This is a genomic window from Collinsella sp. UBA1693 (assembly GCF_002320115.1).
Lineage (GTDB): Bacteria > Actinomycetota > Coriobacteriia > Coriobacteriales > Coriobacteriaceae > Collinsella > Collinsella tanakaei.
Map to the genome: position 1 here is coordinate 130,040 of NZ_DCJT01000002.1, position 17,341 is coordinate 147,380.

13 protein-coding genes and 2 tRNA genes are annotated in these 17,341 nt (G+C 59.4%); 5 read left to right on the forward strand and 10 right to left on the reverse strand.

The window, feature by feature from the left end:
• Positions 1-113 precede the first annotated feature (113 nt).
• Both B3H65_RS01685 and B3H65_RS01690 read right to left on the reverse strand, forming a co-directional pair.
• A tRNA-Ala gene (locus tag B3H65_RS01685) sits at positions 114-189 on the reverse strand.
• Positions 190-249: 60 nt separating this feature from the next.
• Positions 250-326 (reverse strand) — tRNA-Ile (locus B3H65_RS01690).
• A 354-nt stretch (positions 327-680) separates the two neighbouring features.
• Here B3H65_RS01690 and B3H65_RS01695 point away from each other — a divergent pair.
• Positions 681-1,181 (forward strand): bifunctional nuclease family protein, encoded by a 501-nt coding sequence (locus tag B3H65_RS01695; RefSeq protein ID WP_286683877.1) that lies wholly within the window; start codon positions 681-683, stop codon positions 1,179-1,181.
• Positions 1,182-1,329: 148 nt separating this feature from the next.
• Here the strand turns inward: B3H65_RS01695 and B3H65_RS01700 are convergent, their stop codons facing one another.
• From B3H65_RS01700 to B3H65_RS01735, 8 genes are all read right to left on the reverse strand, one after another.
• Positions 1,330-3,870, reverse strand: a complete 2,541-nt coding sequence (locus B3H65_RS01700) for a glycoside hydrolase family 3 C-terminal domain-containing protein (RefSeq protein ID WP_286683878.1) — start codon at positions 3,868-3,870, stop codon at positions 1,330-1,332.
• Positions 3,871-4,084: 214 nt separating this feature from the next.
• Positions 4,085-6,838 carry a DNA gyrase subunit A gene (gene gyrA, locus B3H65_RS01705; protein WP_286683961.1) on the reverse strand — a complete coding sequence of 918 codons (2,754 nt, stop codon included), beginning with the start codon at positions 6,836-6,838 and terminating at the stop codon, positions 4,085-4,087.
• 91 nt (positions 6,839-6,929) lie between these two features.
• On the reverse strand, positions 6,930-8,951 hold the full coding sequence (gene gyrB, locus B3H65_RS01710; RefSeq protein WP_286683879.1) for a DNA topoisomerase (ATP-hydrolyzing) subunit B: 2,022 nt from the start codon (positions 8,949-8,951) through the stop codon (positions 6,930-6,932).
• 106 nt (positions 8,952-9,057) lie between these two features.
• A complete protein-coding gene (locus B3H65_RS01715) occupies positions 9,058-9,690 on the reverse strand; it encodes a DciA family protein (protein WP_286683880.1) in 633 nt (210 codons plus the stop codon).
• Positions 9,674-10,777 carry a DNA replication/repair protein RecF gene (gene recF / locus B3H65_RS01720; protein ID WP_286683881.1) on the reverse strand — a complete coding sequence of 368 codons (1,104 nt, stop codon included), beginning with the start codon at positions 10,775-10,777 and terminating at the stop codon, positions 9,674-9,676. The genes B3H65_RS01715 and recF overlap by 17 nt, the downstream gene beginning before the upstream one ends.
• 6 nt (positions 10,778-10,783) lie before the next feature.
• A complete protein-coding gene (dnaN, locus tag B3H65_RS01725; RefSeq protein ID WP_270480786.1) occupies positions 10,784-11,887 on the reverse strand; it encodes a DNA polymerase III subunit beta in 1,104 nt (367 codons plus the stop codon).
• A 279-nt stretch (positions 11,888-12,166) separates the two neighbouring features.
• Positions 12,167-14,029: a chromosomal replication initiator protein DnaA gene (locus B3H65_RS01730; RefSeq protein ID WP_286683882.1), complete on the reverse strand. Its 1,863-nt coding sequence runs from the start codon at positions 14,027-14,029 to the stop codon at positions 12,167-12,169.
• Between the two features lie 25 nt (positions 14,030-14,054).
• Positions 14,055-15,479 carry an ATP-binding protein gene (locus B3H65_RS01735; RefSeq protein WP_286683883.1) on the reverse strand — a complete coding sequence of 475 codons (1,425 nt, stop codon included), beginning with the start codon at positions 15,477-15,479 and terminating at the stop codon, positions 14,055-14,057.
• Positions 15,480-15,811: 332 nt separating this feature from the next.
• Between B3H65_RS01735 and rpmH the strand changes: the two genes are divergently transcribed.
• The 4 genes from rpmH to B3H65_RS01755 are packed head-to-tail and all read left to right on the forward strand — an operon-like array spanning position 15,812 to position 17,338.
• Positions 15,812-15,955 (forward strand): 50S ribosomal protein L34, encoded by a 144-nt coding sequence (rpmH, locus tag B3H65_RS01740; protein ID WP_009142009.1) that lies wholly within the window; start codon positions 15,812-15,814, stop codon positions 15,953-15,955.
• 14 nt (positions 15,956-15,969) lie between these two features.
• Positions 15,970-16,308 (forward strand): ribonuclease P protein component, encoded by a 339-nt coding sequence (gene rnpA, locus B3H65_RS01745; RefSeq protein ID WP_009142010.1) that lies wholly within the window; start codon positions 15,970-15,972, stop codon positions 16,306-16,308.
• A 22-nt stretch (positions 16,309-16,330) separates the two neighbouring features.
• Positions 16,331-16,558 carry a membrane protein insertion efficiency factor YidD gene (gene yidD, locus B3H65_RS01750; RefSeq protein WP_232205058.1) on the forward strand — a complete coding sequence of 76 codons (228 nt, stop codon included), beginning with the start codon at positions 16,331-16,333 and terminating at the stop codon, positions 16,556-16,558.
• Positions 16,559-16,561: 3 nt separating this feature from the next.
• Positions 16,562-17,338, forward strand: coding sequence for a YidC/Oxa1 family membrane protein insertase (locus B3H65_RS01755; RefSeq protein ID WP_286683884.1), 777 nt, complete (start codon positions 16,562-16,564; stop codon positions 17,336-17,338).
• Positions 17,339-17,341 lie beyond the last annotated feature (3 nt).

Genomic DNA, 17,341 nt, shown 5'->3' on the forward strand with positions numbered 1-17,341 from the left:
TTTTAGAAAGCACAGCCCAAACAGCCATCGCCATAGTCACTCGATGCCGATATTCAAGCATGTGCGACGTGCATGAAAAAAGGGCACCCTTACGGATGCCCTCATACATTCAATGGTGGAGGTTAGGGGGATCGAACCCCTGACCTCAGGCTTGCAAAGCCCGCGCTCTCCCAGCTGAGCTAAACCCCCATTAATAAACACCCCAGCGGCGACTCGGCTCTCGCTGGGGTGTTTATTGCGAAAGAAAAATGGTGGACCTGACAAGATTCGAACTTGTGACCTCCCGGTTATCAGCCGGACGCTCTAACCAACTGAGCTACAGGTCCATCGCACGAGTGGTATAATAACCCTTTGTTGGAATCAGAGTCAACGACTTTTTCCAAAAAAGTTGGAATCTTTTTCCAACTCTCTTATTCTCCCAGTTCACAAGGCATTTTTCTTTTCAAATTTCGCATGCGGCAGCTAAATGTCGCCCAACGCAAGGCCCGCCTCGCTCCATCGCGGTCCCTCGACACCCGCAAAGCCAAGCCCCGCCCATCCGTTTAGCAGAAAGCTTGCCGTCGCGTGTCGTTGCCATGTTTCCCATAGCATCCACGTTGGAATTGGGTACTATTACTACCCGGCTTGGGATGGGAGACCCAGCCAACCCTTATGATTTCTAACCTGGAGGAGGTGCCATAATGATTCGCGTTGATATCGAAACCATTATTATGGCCGCCGGCCCCGTCCCCTCGGTTATCGTGCTGCGCGAGCGCAACGAGTCCGTGGGTGCCGGAGCAGCGCCGCGCGCGCTCTCCATTCAAACCGGATCATTCGAGGCGGCGGCCATCAGCCGTGGAATTGACCGCACGGAGGAGCCGCGCCCCATCACGCACGATCTTATGAATGCCGCCCTTACGGCACTCGACGCCAAGGTCGAGCGCGTGGAGATCAACCGCGTCGACCTTCCCGTATTCTTTGCGGACCTGGTGGTTCTCGACAAAGACGGCAAGGAACTCTCTATCGACGCGCGGCCAAGCGATGCGCTCGCATTGGCGGTGCGCGTCAACGCCCCCATCTACGTTGAGGACGATGTCATGAACCGCGCCGGCAGCATCTCGGCCCGCTCGGACGACAACGCCGAAGAAGAGATCGAGCGATTCGACGAATTTGTCCAGACGCTTTCTCCGGATGATTTCTAAGCGGACGAAAATCCGCACGCTGCTCTTCGCACCTCATTATCGACGCATCGGCCACCCACATGCCGGCCGCCATCAAGCCCCGCGATCGCAACCATGCAGTCGCGGGGCTTTCTCTTTTGCACGCGCGGACCCGGGAGCCTCGCGGAGCTCACTCCTCGCTATCGCCCGAGCGGTCGAAGTGCGCGCTCAAGGCGGGCGCATGCTCTCGCAGGGCCTTCTTGATGCGCCTGTACGTACCCACCGCGCGCGTAAAGCCGCGAATATACCTACCGTTGAGCATATCGACCAAGCCATGGACGGTCCGCATTGAAAATCCGCTTGAGATGAGCTGGCGCAAAGGCAGATCAGAGACAATTTCATGCATCATGCGCCTGGTGTCCTCGTCCATCTTTTTCACGGGCTCATCCATAACATGCTCCACCACGCGAACCATTAGTCGACCAAAAGGCGTGGAGGCCATCTCTGACACGGACGAGTCGATGGTGAACGGCGCGATGGGCGTGCGAGCGGGAAGAGGACCCGCGTAAAGCGCCTTGAAAGACTCCTCATCAAACCGAGTGGCATCGGGGCACCAGTACGCCGCGAGCGCCGAGCGGTCGGCGAGGAGGACAGGACGGCAGGCAGACACGGGAAACGGCGCTGTATCGGCTGCGAGGTGAAGGGAGCAGTTCCCTCGGATATCGCGACTTGAAGAGCCAACCAAAAGCTCGTAGTCGCCCTGATCCACGCGCCACGCGTGACGCGCGGCGTCCCAATATCGAAGCTCCATCTCGCCAAACTCAAGCGTCACGCGAGAGCGCTCGCCAGGCGCAAGGCGCACCTTGGCAAACGCGGCAAGGCGGCGCGGCTCATGGAAGGCACACTCGCAAGGCGGGCAAACATAGAGCTGCACCACTTCGGCGCCGGCGATGGAACCAGCGTTTTCCACATCAACCTCAACGCGGAAGACGGCCGGGCGGGCAGATCCACCACGGGGAAGGGGCATGGCAAGCTTTGGCCGGCCGTAGGCAAACGCGGTATAGGACAAACCATGGCCAAACGGCCATGCCGGTCGCGCGCCGACCGCATCAAAATAGCGATACCCCACGTAGATGCCCTCGCGATAGAGAACCTCGCGGTCAAAGTCGGGATAGCTCGCACCCAAAGCGGTATCCCCCAGCCGCTCCGGCCACGTTTCGGCAAGCTTTCCACACGGATTCGCATCGCCGTATAGCAAATCAACCGTTGCGGAGCCGCCATGACATCCTGACAGGTACATCGCCATAATCGCGGCGGACATGCGTCTCCAGGGCGCTTCCATGGGGGCACCACCTTGCAGAACCACCACGGTGTTGGGGTTTTCACGGCACACGCGCTCGATCAAGCTGCAGTGGCCGCGCGGCATCACCATGAGCTTGCGATCAAATCCTTCGGACTCGAACCTATCCGGCAAGCCGGCGAACACCACGGCGACGTCATACGTGCGCGCCGCCTCGACCGCCTGCTCAACTTGAATGTCGGACGCCTCGCCAGAATACGCATCATATCCAGGGGAGAACGAGACCAAGATACCGCGGCGTTTGAACTCGTCCAGCGCACAATCGAGCTCACGGGGATTGATTTTGGACGAGCCAGCACCTTGGAAGCGCGGCTCCCTTGCAAAGGCGCCTATAACGGCGACCGTCTTGGTTGGGTCAAGCGGCAAGATACCGTTGTTTTCAAGTAATACCGCGCTTTCACGCGCGGCGCGGGCGGCGAGGCGGGCGCTCCTCTTGTAGACCGACTCGCCCGCCGCAGGGTCGCCGTCAGTCGTTGCGGACGAGGAAGCTCGAGGGCGGCGCGACGGGCGCGTGCGCTCCACAAGATCGATCACGCGGCCTGCGGCGCGGTCCACGCACCTTTCATCCAGCGCTCCGTCGCGCACGGCCGCCAGGGCTGTAGGGGCGTAATCTGGACGAGGGCCGGGCATGCAGAGGTCTAGACCGGCGGCGATGGACTCGGCCACGCCGCTCACGGCGCCCCAGTCGCTTATCACGGCGCCGTCAAAGCCCCATTCTTCGCGCAGCACGGTTTGCAACAACCAAGCATTTTGCGAGCAATACGTGCCGTTAAGCTTGTTGTACGCCGTCATAATCGACCACGGACGTGCCTTTTTGACCACACGCTCAAAGGGCTGGAGGTAGATTTCGCGCAGGGTCCGCTCGTCCACAACCGAATCGCTTACCAGGCGGGCGAGCTCTTGGTTGTTACATGCGAAATGTTTGAGGCACGCCGCGACGCCGCGCGACTGGATGCCTTGGACCATGGCGGCACCCAGCTCGCCGGAAAGCAGGGGGTCCTCGCTGAAATATTCAAAGTTACGCCCGCATAAAGGGCTGCGCTTTATATTGACACCGGGCCCCAGCACAACCGATACGCCCTGGTCGACCGCCTCATCTGCAATAGCGGCGCCCACAGATAAAACCAGATTGGGATCAAAAGAGCAGGCGAGGGCCGAGGCAGAGGGAAAGCAGGTTGACGGAACGCTCTGGTTGATACCAAGATGATCCGCGGCGCCCAACTGATGGCGCAGGCCGTGGGGGCCGTCGGACAGCGCGATAGACTCAAGCCCGACCTCGTCCACTCGCACGGTGTCCCAATGGGACGCTCCCGCCAATAAGGAGGCCTTTTGCTGCAGGGTCATCTGCTGAAGCATCGAAGAACTATCCATGCAGCCCCCTTTTTGATTTCTTGCCGTGAGCCGCCATCGCATTGGCCGTCACATTGAGCTTTTATACCCCTGGCGGCGGGCGCGCGCATACACAATTGTCGCCAAACGCAAAAGGAGGGGCGCCGAAGCACCCCTCCCGTCACTCGTTTTTCCCTGCGGCGGCGTCGCGGCCAATCGCTCAAATGCGCCCGCGCGATATATCCCTCTGGAACCCCTACTCCTCGAGCGGGCCCTCCGGAGCCTCGTCGGCGGCGTCAACATCCACGCGCTCGTCATCGGACGCGGGCATCTCGTCATCGGCATCGCTGGAATCAAGGTCAACTTGGTCGTCCGCTTCGGCGGGAGTCTTGTCCTTCTCCTCCGAACTGGTCATGCGGGCCACGGCCGTAACGCGGTCGCCATCGATAACGCTCATCATCTTGACGCCCTGCGTGGCACGACCGGTCTGAGACACGTCCTCGGTCTTCACGCGAATAACCGTGGCGCCCTCGGTGATGATGAACAGCTCGTGCTGCGGTCCCACCGTCTTCATGGCGGCGAGGCTGCCCTTGTGGTCGGTCATCTGGATGGTATAAACGCCCTGCCCACCGCGGTTCTGCTCGGGATAGTCCGCAACGGGAGTGCGCTTACCGTAGCCGCGCTCGGTGATGACGAACAGGTCGCCGGTACCGTTGGAGATCTCCATGCCCAGCACCTCGGCACCATCCTTCATAGTGATGCCACGAACGCCGCTGGTATCGCGGCCGGTGGCGCGCACCTGGTCCTCGGCAAACACAATCGCCTTGCCCGACGTGGTGGCCATGATGACCTTATCGCCCTCGCGCACGCGGCGAACATCAAGCAAGCGGTCACCGTTCTTGAGGTTGATGGCGATGATGCCGTCTCGGCGGCTGCGGTCGTAAGCGCTCATGACCGTCTTCTTCACCATGCCATTGGCGGTGGCAAACATGAGGTACTCGTTGCCCGGGAACTCGCGGCAGGAGATGACGCTGGCGATCTTCTCGCCCTCCTCAAAGGGGAGCAGGTTGACGATTGCGGTACCGCGCGCCTGACGGCTGCCAACGGGCAGCTCATGGACCTTCAAACGGTAGACCTTGCCCTTGTTGGAGAAGAACAGCACGTACTCGTGGGTGCTGGCGATAAACATCTCAGCGATGACGTCGTCCTCTTTGAGGTTGACGCCGGTCACGCCCTTGCCGCCGCGCTTCTGCGAGCGGTAGGTCTCGACGGGAATGCGCTTGACGTAGCCGGTATGGGTGATGGTGACGACCATGTCCTCGTCCGCGATGAGATCCTCGACGTCCAGGTCCCTCTCCGCCCGGGTGATCTCGGTGCGGCGCTTATCCCCAAATTTCTTGGAGATCTCGCGCATCTCCTCTTTGATGACGCCCAGGATCTTGTGCTCGTTGGCGAGAAGGTCCTCGTAGTAGGCGATCGCGCGGCGCAGGCCGGCCAACTCGTCCTCGATCTTGTCGCGCTCGAGGCCGGTCAAGCGGCGCAGCTTCATCTCGAGAATCGCGGTGGTCTGCTCGGGGCTGAAGCCAAAGCGCTCGATCAGGCGAGAACTGGCCTCGGCGTCCGTCTGGGAGGAGCGGATGATCGAGATGACCTCGTCGATATGGTCGAGAGCCATAAGGTAGCCCTCGAGGATATGTGCACGGGCCTGCGCCTTCTTGAGGTCAAAGCGGGTGCGGCGGGTAACCACGTCGACCTGGTGGTCGATGTAGTGGGAAAGAATCTCGCGCAACGACAGGCACTTGGGCACGCCGTTGACCAAGGCGAGGTTGTTCACGCCAAAGGTGTTCTGCAGCGAGGTGTACTTGTACAGGTTGTTGAGAACCACCTGCGGAATAACGCCCTTTTTGAGCTCGATAACCAGGCGGATGCCCTTCTGGGTAGACTCGTCGCGCATATCCGAGATTCCCTCGATGCGCTTCTCATTCACCAGTTGGGCGATCTTCTCCTGCAGGGTTCCTTTGTTGACCTGATAGGGGATCTCGGTAAAGACCAGACGGCTGCGACCAGTCTTGGTGGACTCAACATGGGCCTTGGCGCGCACGGTGATGGAGCCGCGACCGGTCTCGTAAGCCTGACGGATGCCGGAGGTACCCATGATGAGGGCGCCGGTGGGGAAGTCCGGTCCCGGCAGGACCGTCATGAGCTCCTCGCAGGTGGCGTCCGGGTTGTCGATAAGCATACAGGTGGCCTCGATAACCTCGGAAAGGTTATGGGGCGGAATATTGGTAGCCATGCCAACCGCGATGCCGGAAGAGCCGTTGACCAGCAGGTTGGGGAAGCGGGCGGGCAGGACCTTGGGCTCTGCCAGGGACTCGTCGTAGTTGGGACCCCAGTCAACCGTGTCCTTCTGCAGGTCGCGAAGCAGCTCCATGGCAGGCTTGGCCAGGCGGCTCTCGGTGTAGCGCATGGCCGCGGCGGAGTCGCCGTCGATGTTGCCAAAGTTACCGTGGCCGTCGATGAGCGGGGTGCGCATGGAGAACCACTGCGCCAGGCGGACCATGGTGTCGTACACCGCGGAGTCGCCGTGGGGATGGTACTTACCGATAACTTCGCCGACCGTCCAAGCGGACTTCTTATGCGGGCGGTTGGGGAAGATGCCGCTCTCGTTCATTGCGTAGAGGATACGGCGGTGAACGGGCTTCAAACCGTCGCGAACGTCCGGAAGGGCGCGCGCGGTGATGACCGACATGGAGTACTCGATGAAGGACTGCTTCATCTCGCGGCCGAACTCGCTGATCTGCAGGGAGCCGCCGTTAACGTCTTCGCCAGCGGCCTCGCCGCGATCTACCGCGCCAAAGCTCTCCTCCAGCTCCTCGTCATCTTCTTCCTCGTCCGAATCGACGTCTGGGTCGTAGGCCGCAGCGTCGCCATCATCCTCGGCACGGGCCAGCAAGCGCTTCAGATCGTCGGGCAGGCCCGCGGTCTCGTCGCCGCCAATCTCGTTGTTCATATCGTCTGCCACGTAAGACCTCCTGGTTTCTCGTGGTCATTCAGTGCTCAGCGCGCGTATGTCGCGCAGGGGATTGCCAAAAGCAGTTGCCCTAGGCATCGAGGAAGCGGGCGTCGTGCGCGTGCTTCTCGATGTAGGCGCGGCGGAACTCGACCTGATTTCCCATCAGCTCGCGGACCGCGCGATCGGCAATAGCGGCATCCTCGATGGTCACGCGCTGCAGAATGCGCGTCTTGGGATCCATGGTGGTGCTCGCCAGCTGCTTGGGGTCCATTTCACCCAGACCCTTGTAGCGCTGGACGGTATATCCGCGCCGCTTCTTGGTCACCTTGCCGGAAGCGTCATCGCCGTCGTCGTCCGGATTGAGGCCAAGCTCAACGATGGTATCGCGCAAGATCTCCTCTTCGGGCTGGCGACCGTTGGGGTACACGTAGTGAATCTTGTTGCGTACCTTGATGCCGAAGATGGGCGGGCAGGCGACGTAGACGTAGCCGGCGTCGATCAGCGGACGCATGTACTTGTAGAAGAACGTCAGCAGCAGGATGCGGATGTGCGCGCCGTCGACGTCTGCATCGGTCATGATGATGATCTTGTGGTAGCGGGCCTTGGTGATATCGAAGTCTCCGCCGTCGCCGGTGCCGTTGGTGACGCCGGTGCCAATGGCGGTGATCAGAGACTGGATGGTATCGCTGGAAAACGCGCGGTGGTCTCCCACGCGCTCAACGTTCAAGATCTTACCGCGCAGGGGCAGAATCGCCTGGATGTCTCGGCGGCGGCCGTCCTTAGCAGAACCGCCTGCCGAGTCGCCCTCGACAATGAAGAGCTCGGTCATCTCGGCGTCGCGAACCGAGCAGTCGGCCAGCTTGCCCGGAAGGCTCGCGGTCTCCAACAGGCTCTTGCGGCGGGTCGCCTCGCGGGCCTTGCGAGCGGCGTTGCGAGCCTTGGACGCCTGCTGGGCCTTCTTGATAATCTCACGCGCCTGCTTGGGATGCTCTTCCAGGTAATCGGCCAAGCCGTCGGAGACGATTTTGCGGACCAGTCCGCGCATGAAGGAGCTGCCGAGCTTGGCTTTGGTCTGGCCTTCGAACTGCGGGTCGGCCAGCTTGACGGACACAACGGCGGTGAGGCCCTCGCGCACATCATCGCCGGTGAGGTTGCCATCCTTTTCCTTCAAAATACTGTTCTTGCGGGCGTAATCGTTGATCACGCTGGTAAGCGCCGTGCGGAAACCCTCCATGTGCATGCCGCCCTCGATGGTGCGAATATCGTTGGCAAAGCTCATCACAGTCTCAGAGTAGGAAGAGTTCCACTGAATGGCGACCTCGACTTCGCCGGTGCGCTCGACGGGGGCATCCGGCTCGGAGGCACCGGACAGGTAGATGGGGTCCTTGAGGCCGTCGGGGATGTCCTTGCCCTGGTTGAGGAATTTCACAAAGTCGATGATGCCGCCGGCGTAGCAGAACTCTTCCGCGTGGGGAGAAAGTTCGCGCTCGTCGGTCAGGACGATCTTGAGGTTCTTGTTCAAAAACGCCGTCTGCTGCAGGCGGTCGTGCAAGATGTCGTAGTCGTAGACCGTGGTCTCGAAGATCTCCTCGTCCGGCCAAAAGGTGACGGTAGTGCCCGTATGGTCGGAAGTGCCGACTTCCTCCATCTTCTGAGTGGTCTTGCCGCGGCTAAACTGCATCTCGTAAATCTTGCCGTCGCGAGCAACCTGGACAACCATCTTCTTGGACAGCGCGTTTACAACGGAGACGCCAACGCCATGCAGGCCGCCGGAAACCTTATATGCAGAGTTATCGAACTTGCCGCCGGCGTGCAGGATGGTCATGACGACCTCAAGCGTGGGGATCTTCTTCACAGGGTGCATGTCGACCGGAATGCCTCGGCCGTTATCGACGACGGTAATGGAATTGTCACCATGAACGGTGACTTCGATTTTGGAGCAGAAGCCAGCCATGGCCTCGTCGACCGCGTTGTCGACGATCTCCCACACCAGGTGGTGCAGGCCCGTCGAGCTGGTCGAACCGATGTACATGCCGGGACGGACGCGGACGGCCTCAAGACCCTCAAGGACCTTGATCTCGCCTCCACCGTATTCTTCCTCTTTCGCCACGCGAACTCCCTCTCATTCAAATAAAAGACTAACGTCACTATGATACACGCTTGAAATGGGAGCCTACGTAACTACCAAATAGCTCTACAAGCCCATCAGCGCCCATTTACGCCTTGTTTTGGGCATCCAAGCCCTTCCTCCACTCAAAGCTCGCTTTCATGGCCGATTTGAGCGCCTCCTGCAATCTTTGGTCTTTGATCCCAGAGACCTCGCGGTCAATCACGGCGCTCTCCGCCGGGGTGAGGTCCTTATGCGGGGGCGGAGTCTTTGCAGCCCTGCGTGCGGACGATGAGCCCGCGGTGCCTTTTGCGGGCGAATCTGCCGAACCGCTCGTCCCTGCGGCCGTCCCTGCAGCGGCGGCGGACGAAGCGCGGCTCGCGTAGCCCTCCTTGGACGTCATGAACACCAGACCCGCCACGTCTACACCCGTGGCAGCCATGCGCGCACGGATAATCTCACGCAACATGGTCATCTCCTGCGTCCACGCCGCGGAATCCATGTAAACAATCAGCTCGTTTGTCTCCGGCCTGTAGTGCAAGCCGGTCGCATGCGACCCCTCGCGCGTGTGGGCGCACACCGCGTTCCACGCCCGGTAGACTTCGCGCGTCCGTTCTGCGGCAAGCATCTGCTCGCGCTTTTTTGGCGAGGCGCCGTCAAACAAACGGCTGCGCTCCTCCGCCAGGTATCCACCCAGGCCGCGGGTCTCGCCGCTCATCTCGTCCCTATTCGCCAACCTCAACGACTTTCGCCTCCTCCATCACCAAATCGCTAAAGTAACCCAGGTTTGTAGTGGTGATAACGGTCTGAACGCCATCCTCTATGAAATGCATGATCGACTCGCGGCGCGATGCGTCAAGCTCGCTCATCACATCGTCCAACAGCAGCAAGGGCGGACGGCCCAGGATATCGCGCGTGACGGCGACCTCGGCGATCTTCCACGCCAGCACCACGGAGCGCTGTTGACCCTGCGAGGCGAACGACCGAGCGTCGCGCCCGTCTATGGTGAATAGGATCTCATCGCGATGGGGGCCGGTCAGGGTGATGCCGCGGCGAAGCTCCTCGTCCCGCCGCTCATCAAGCGCGCGCAAGAACTGCTCCTGTACCTCCCCGCGCTGCGGGATCTTGTCCCCCGCCGTATATTCGTCCCCGTATATCGAAGGGGAGTAGGAGATGCCCAGCAGCTCGCCCGGGGCGATGGCGCCATATGCACGGGCGGCATGTTCGCGGATGCGGGCCAAAAGCGACATGCGGTGCACCGTGAGGGCGGCGCCGGTCGCAGAGATCGATTCGTCCCACGCCGCCAGCAGGCCCCGATCCACGTAGGGCTCTTTCAACAGGTTGTTTCGCTGCTCGACTGTGCGCTCATACGTCGAGACCAAGCGCGCATACTGCTCGTTGAGCTGAACGCCAAAGTCATCAAGAGCGGCACGGCGCACGCTGGCAGAGCGCTTCACCATGTCAAGGTGGTCGGGGCAGAACAGCACGCTGGGCAGAACGCCGCGCACACCAGCCGCGGTCACCTTCTTGCCGTTGCGCGAAAACGTGCGGCGCGACCCCGCCACCGCCAGCCCCATCTCAAGCAAGCGTCCCTCGCCCTCAAGCGTGCACTGCGCGCGGCACGACTCGGCGCCCTGTCGGACCAGGTCGCGGGGCGAGGGTCTTCTGAACGACTGGCCGGACGTCAGCAGCTGCAGGCACTCGACAAGGTTGGTCTTGCCCGCGGCGTTACGACCAACAAGCACGTTAACGGCTTCGCCGAGCGACAGGTCGTACGCGGCGAAACTGCGAAAGTTGTATACCGACAAACTGGAGACGCGAATGCTCATGGGCGACTAGATGCGAACCGGCATGACCAGATAGAGGTAGTTAATCTTGTCGTAGCTCTTGAAGACGCCCGCCTGCGCGTAAGACTGAAGCTCGAGCGTGATCTCCTTTTCACGCGACAGCACGTTGAGGCAGCCAAAGATGTAGTGGTAGTTGAACGCGATGACGCCGCTGTCGCCCTCGACCTCCACGTCCACGGTTTCACGTGCAACGTCTTGGTCGTTGGAGATGGCGGAGAGACCCAGGGTACCGTCCTCGACGTTGATGTCGAATTTGACGGCGGAGTTGTTTTGGGCGATGACGGCCACGCGCTTCAATGCGGACGAGAATGCGTCGACGTCGATCTTGACCGTCGTGGTGCACGTCTGGGGCAGCAGCGCCTTGTAGTTGGGATACATGCCCTCGATGCGGCGCGACACGTACGTGGTGTTGCCCGCCTCAAAGACAACTTGGGTGTCGGTCGAGCCAATCATGATGGTGCCTTGGCCGCCGGTGATCGAAAGGGCGTCGTTGAACGCCTCCGCGGGCACGTTGAGCTCGAAGCTGCCCTCAAGCGAGGACGTCTCCACCTGCGTGTCGCACACCGCCAGACGGTAGGAGTCCGTAGCCACCAGGCGAATGGTGTTGTTCTCGACCGTCATATAGACTCCGTTGAGGACGGGACGGTTCTTATCCGTGGACGTCACGCGCCACACGCGACTCACCATCTCGGACAAGATGTTCGCCGGCAGCTCCACCGTGCTCTCAAGCGCATAGGTAGGAAACTCCGGGAAGTCTCCCACATCAAGCGTGTTGAGCCTAAAGGAACTTTTCTCGCACGTGATGCTTACCTGTCGCTCCTCGACCTCAAACGTCACCGCCGCATCCGGCAGGGTCTTGGTGATGTTAGAGAGCATCTTGCACGGAACCACCATTGCCCCCTCCTCGTCCACACGCGCGGCGATGCGATGACGAATGGCGATGGTGTAGTTAGAAGTCTGGAACTCCAAGACTCCGTCCACCGCCTTGATGAGCACACCCGAGAGGATGGGAAGCGTAGAGGTTCCGGCTATGCCTTTCATTACGGTTGCCAGTGCCTCGGAGAGAGCGGATTGGCTAACGGTGAACTTCATCTTTTATTCCTCTCTATATAGATATATATCTAATAATAGTAATAAGTCGGTGGACGCTGTGGATTACTAATATTTCTGCAGGTAGGGGACTGAAAAACAGTGCGCTTTGACCTGTTGAAAACTCAGTCAGTTATCAACAGGTCAAAGGGTGTGGGTTCTTTTCCCACCGAGTAGGCCGTTTCTTTCACATCCTTTCCCGCGGGTTTGCACAAGCTTTTCACCGCCTTTCACGGGCTTTCAGGCGCTTTTGCGGCGGTGAGTTTGGATACTCCTGCCTGTTTATGACTGAGACTGAAGGACAATCTTATTCTTTAGCTTCTGTAGGTCGTCGCAAATGCGGCGATCTTCCTTGATCTTGCTTTCGACTACCTTAAGGCTGTTGAGTACGGTCGAATGGTCGCGCCCGCCAAATTCCGCGCCAATAGCGGACGAGGTCATTTCGCACAGGGAGTTCGACAGGTAGACGGCCACATGGCGCGCGAACGCGATCTCCTTGGTGCGCCTGGTGCCCTTGAGATCCTCCGGCTGCAGGTGATAGAAGTCCGCCACCACCTTTTGGACGGTGTCGATGCGGATGATCTTGCGCGCGGTATCGAAGTACTCGTTGGCAACCTTCTCGATATCCTCGGTGGTGAGCTCGCCTCCCTGCTGCTCGCGCTCAAATGAGAGGCTCGCGCATCGTTCGCAGTAGCTTTCCAGCTCACGGATGTTGTTGCCGGAGATCTCTGCCATATGGCGCAGCTGCTCGTCGGTGAGCGTGCCGTCGTTTGTTTGGAATGCGCCCAAAAGCGACGGGTCCACGTTCATGCCGTTGAGGTCGTCTCCGCCCTTGATGGTGTTCTCGTAGTAGCGTTTCAAGATCATGTACTTCATCTCAAAGCCCGGTTCGGACACCAGGCACAGCATGCCCGCGTTAAAGCGGCTAGTCAGGCGCTCGTCCATACCAAGATTCTTGGGCGCGCGATCCGATGCGATGACAACCTTCTTGTTCTCGCGGATGAACTCGTCCATGAGGCTGAAGAAGTACTCGATGCTCGCCTGCTTACCAATGATGTTTTGGATATCGTCGATAATCAGGACGTTTGCCTCGTGGTACTCGCGCAGTATCGCGCGGCCCTCGGTCTTTTGGCGGGCGATCTCGTTGATGAAGTCGTCGATGTAGGCCTGCGAATTGGCGTACTTTACCTTGATATGCGGCTTGTTGGCGGCAAGGTGGTTCTTGATGGCCAGGAGCAGGTGCGTTTTACCCAACCCGCTTCCCCCGTAGATGAATAGCGAGTTGTACTGGCCGGGCTCGTCCGCAAACGCCGCGAACCGCATGGCGGAGTGGTACGCGAGCTTGTTCTCGTCTCCGTAGACAAAGTTGTCGAACGTGAACTTGGATCCTATGGGGTTGGCGACGGGCTGATCGCTTGCGCCCGCCATCGGAGCGCCGCTTCCTGCTGGCTCGATCGATTTCTTCTGCACCGTCTGTCCGGTCTCGACGCCCTTCATCTGGGCGAACATTCTGTTGAATTGGTCGCGTGACATGGTATTGGTCACGTTTACGCCGCCATGCTCCCCTGCGGGGGCGAATGACATGGGACCTGGTGCCGTGGCGAATCCCGCAGCGTCGCTTTCCACAGTTACCCTAGGCTTTGCAAAGACGGCTTCCAGGTCAAAGGGGTTTTCAATTGGCTTCTCAACCGGCTCGACCGCCATGTGCGGCGCCGCCATTTGGGGCATATCCACCCCGGCCGCGTTGGCGGCAATCGCCGCGTTTGCAGCGCTCGCCTCCGGCATCGCATTGTTTTGATGTGGACGAGGAACCTCCGTCGTGGCCATCACAGACGTGTCCTGCGACGCCGCCGCTGGTGCTGCCGGTATGGTCGGCCTCACCGCACCGGTATGCGAGCCGGCGGGAGCCTGCACCACCAGAGAGATGGGCATAAACGCTATCTCTTCCAGGTAGGCTTCGACAACTGAGCGGTTCTTTTCAAGAAACGCCACCGCAAACCTGCTGGGCGCTTCTATATAGAGCGATTCATCGTCCAGCTCCACCGGTGTTGACTGGCTGAGCATGTTGACAAGCCGATCGCTTTGGCCGTCGCGCTGACAGAACGCGATGGCGTCATCAAGAAGTATCTGAGCTTCGCTTTCCATGAGTCTCCTGTATCAGCTATCCGACCTATTGGTTTTCCTGTAGCCAGTAGCGCCCCATGTCGGTGAGGATTCGCTTCTGGCCGTGCTTTGCCACGAGTCCGGCCGCCGTAAGCGCGTTGAGCTCGCGCGACCATGTTGCATTGGAGTGTCCGTACGCCGTGGTGAGGTCCGTAGGGCCGCACATCTCATATGTCGCCAGGTACTGCAACGCCTCTCGCCCTCGCTCGTTTATATACGGCATGCCGCCGTTTACCTGCGGCTGGGGCCGCCCCATTTGACCCATACCTTGCGGATATGTCGGGTAGGGCGTCTGCGCGGACATATACCCCATTCCCATGGGGGGAACTTGTCCCATTTGCGGGGGATACCCCGGATAGGGGTATCCCGGCGCGTAGGGTTGTTGGAATTGCGGCGGGTACTGGTTTGCATATTGCTGGGGCGGCTGCTGCGGCATCTGCTGCGGGTGCTGTTGCCCCCACGGGCTGGGTCCCGCTGCCGGCATCCCTGCTCCTGCCGTTCCGGGCTCGCCTGCAGCGGCTCCCCAGCCCTGTTGTTGGTAGCCCCCCGTCGTCTGTCCGTTTTGCCATGCGACGCCATAGGGGTTTTGCTGCGCGGGTTCGCCGTAGTCTTGGTAGGCGGACGATGCGTCATGTTGCACGCCTGTCGCATCCACGGCGCGTTGCATGGCGTCTTGAGCGCCTGCGCCGCTTTCGGGCGCTATCTGACCTTGGGGCATTGCTCCATAGGGTTGTACTGGCTGCTGCGGCGCGGCCTGCTGGTTAAAGGGGGCGGGCTGGACGTGCTGCCCCACGTTGGCGTTTACCGCCGGGTGTCCGCTGCGCACCGCCGCTCCCCTCGCGCTCGCCGCTTCGATCTCGGCGACCCGTGCGGGGTCAACGCTTACGGTGATGACGGTCCCCTTATTAAGGTTGTCCTCTATCGAGATGGCTCCGCCAACGTTTTCCAGGTATTGCTGGACCATAGGGAACCCAGCTCCGGTCCCCCTGATATAGCGCTTCTGTTCCCTGTCCGCCGAGGTCACTCCAAAGTCAAACGCCCGCTCTTTGTCGGCGATGCCGGGACCTTGGTCTGCAAAGCGGATGGTGGAGCCTCCATCAAGCACGGAGATGATCGGCTCCATGAAGCGAGCATGGATAAAGTTCTCCACAATCTCGCGGATCACCATGAGGGAGATGTTTCCACCCTGCTCTTTCATACATCTATATACGGTGTTGGTAACCTCCTCCAGATATGCCCTCACGTCGTTTTGAGTGATGACTACCACGCGCGGCGTGGAGAGCATGTCGTCGTATACCGCGATCCGAGTGGTATACGACTCGGCAGCGGGAGCTCCAACCTGGGTCCCCGCCGGTGAGGTTATTCCATTTAAATGGGCGTTGTCCGGTGCCGGATCGCCCGAATCCACAAAGGGATAGAAGTCATCTGCCATGGTGCGTTTCTCAATCTTTCGTGACGTCTCTCAAGAATATCAGCTTGTTGCGAAAGGTTCCGCACCTTTCAACAACTTTTCCCAATCGGTTGAAAAGTGAAGAAAAGAACCGAAAAGTTATTAACAACATGCCAACAACCTGTGGAAAAGTCCGTGGAAGAACATGAAACGCTTCTTGAAGAAATGGTGAGAGTTGGACGAACAGTGAAAATCACTGGTTTCTTGCCAATCTTTCAGGCAAGATACATTGACATTCTTGCACCTTATTCCATACAATCTCTAAGCTCACGTGTCTATGTGAGCAGACGAAATGCAGCAGGAGGATATTAACCATGAAGCGTACCTACCAGCCTAACAAGCGCAAGCGCGCCAAGACCCACGGCTTCCGTTCCCGTATGGCGACCAAGGGCGGCCGTGCCGTTCTCGCCCGTCGCCGCGCCAAGGGCCGCAAGCGTCTCACGGTGAGCGACAAATAACTCACGCAACTCGCATGAGAACATTGAAGTCTCGGCTGGAGTTCGAGCGTGCGTTCACTCAGGGAAGGCGCTATAACCATCCCCTGATTAGAATGGTTATATGTGATGCAGTTAACGAAGGCGATCCGGGTAGGGTCGCCTTCGTTGCTGCAAAAAGGCTTGGTTGCGCCGTTGTACGCAACCGGTCCAAGCGCGTGCTCCGCGAGGCCGCCCGCGCCGTGAAGCTTCCCGTCGATGGATACGACATTATCTTGTTCGCTACCCCTCGCACTCGCGACTCTTCGCCGCAACAAATGATTGAAGCGCTTTGCAAGCTCTGTGAGAGGGCCGATCTGCATGTCTCTGTTCGGTAGTATCAAAAGACTTCTGAAGGGGATGGCGGTCGCCCTCATACACGTGTATCAAAAGGGCATATCGCCCCTTCTACCTGACTCGTGTATATACTTCCCGACTTGTTCACAGTATGCTGTTGAAGCTATTGAATCATATGGTGTTATGCGTGGCTGTTGGCTTGCTGCAAAAAGGATTCTGCGCTGCAATCCCTTGCATGTCGGCGGCTACGACCCCGTGCCCTCGAGGCCGCATCCGTATCGGAGGAACTAAAACATGTGGGATTGGATCGTCAACATTCTATTTGTGGTCCTGCAGTTCATTCAGCAGTTTGCTGTTGACTGGGGCCTTTCGATCATCATCTTGGTGCTGATCGTCCGTATTATCCTTACGCCGCTGCTGCTTAAGTCGACTAAAGCAACTGCGCGCATGCAGGTTCTCCAGCCCAAGATGATGGAGATCCAGGAGAAGTACGCGGACGACCCCCAGCGTCAGGCTGAAGAGCTTCAGAAGTTCTACAGCGAGAACAAGTTCAATCCCTTTGGCGGTTGCTTGCCCCTGCTGATCCAGATGCCCATCCTTCTTGCGCTCTTCACGCTTCTTCGTGACCTGCCCAAGTACTTCCCGGATCATGAAGGCGTCTTCTCGTTCTTCAACATCCTGCCTGACCTTACGGCGTCTCCTGCGACAAGCCTTGCAGAGGGCTTCACCGCGGGCCTCCCGTATCTCATCGCGCTTATTCTGTTCTCTGTTCTGACCCTGATTCCTCAGCTTATGCAGTCTCGCAACCAGACCGGCGCTCAGGCGCAGAGCATGAGGATGATGTCCGTCGTCATGACCCTCATGATGCTGTTTGTTGGTTGGGGCCTGCCCGCCGGTGTTCTTCTGTACTACGACGTTTCCACGCTCTGGCAGGTTGTCCAGCAGCTTTTCGTCACGCAGAAGGTTATTGAGAAGGCGAAGGCCGAAGAAGAGGAGCGCATGGCGAATGCTCCCATTCAAGTAGACGTTGTTCGCCGTGAGCGCAAGCCCCGCCCGCACAAGAAGAGCTAATAA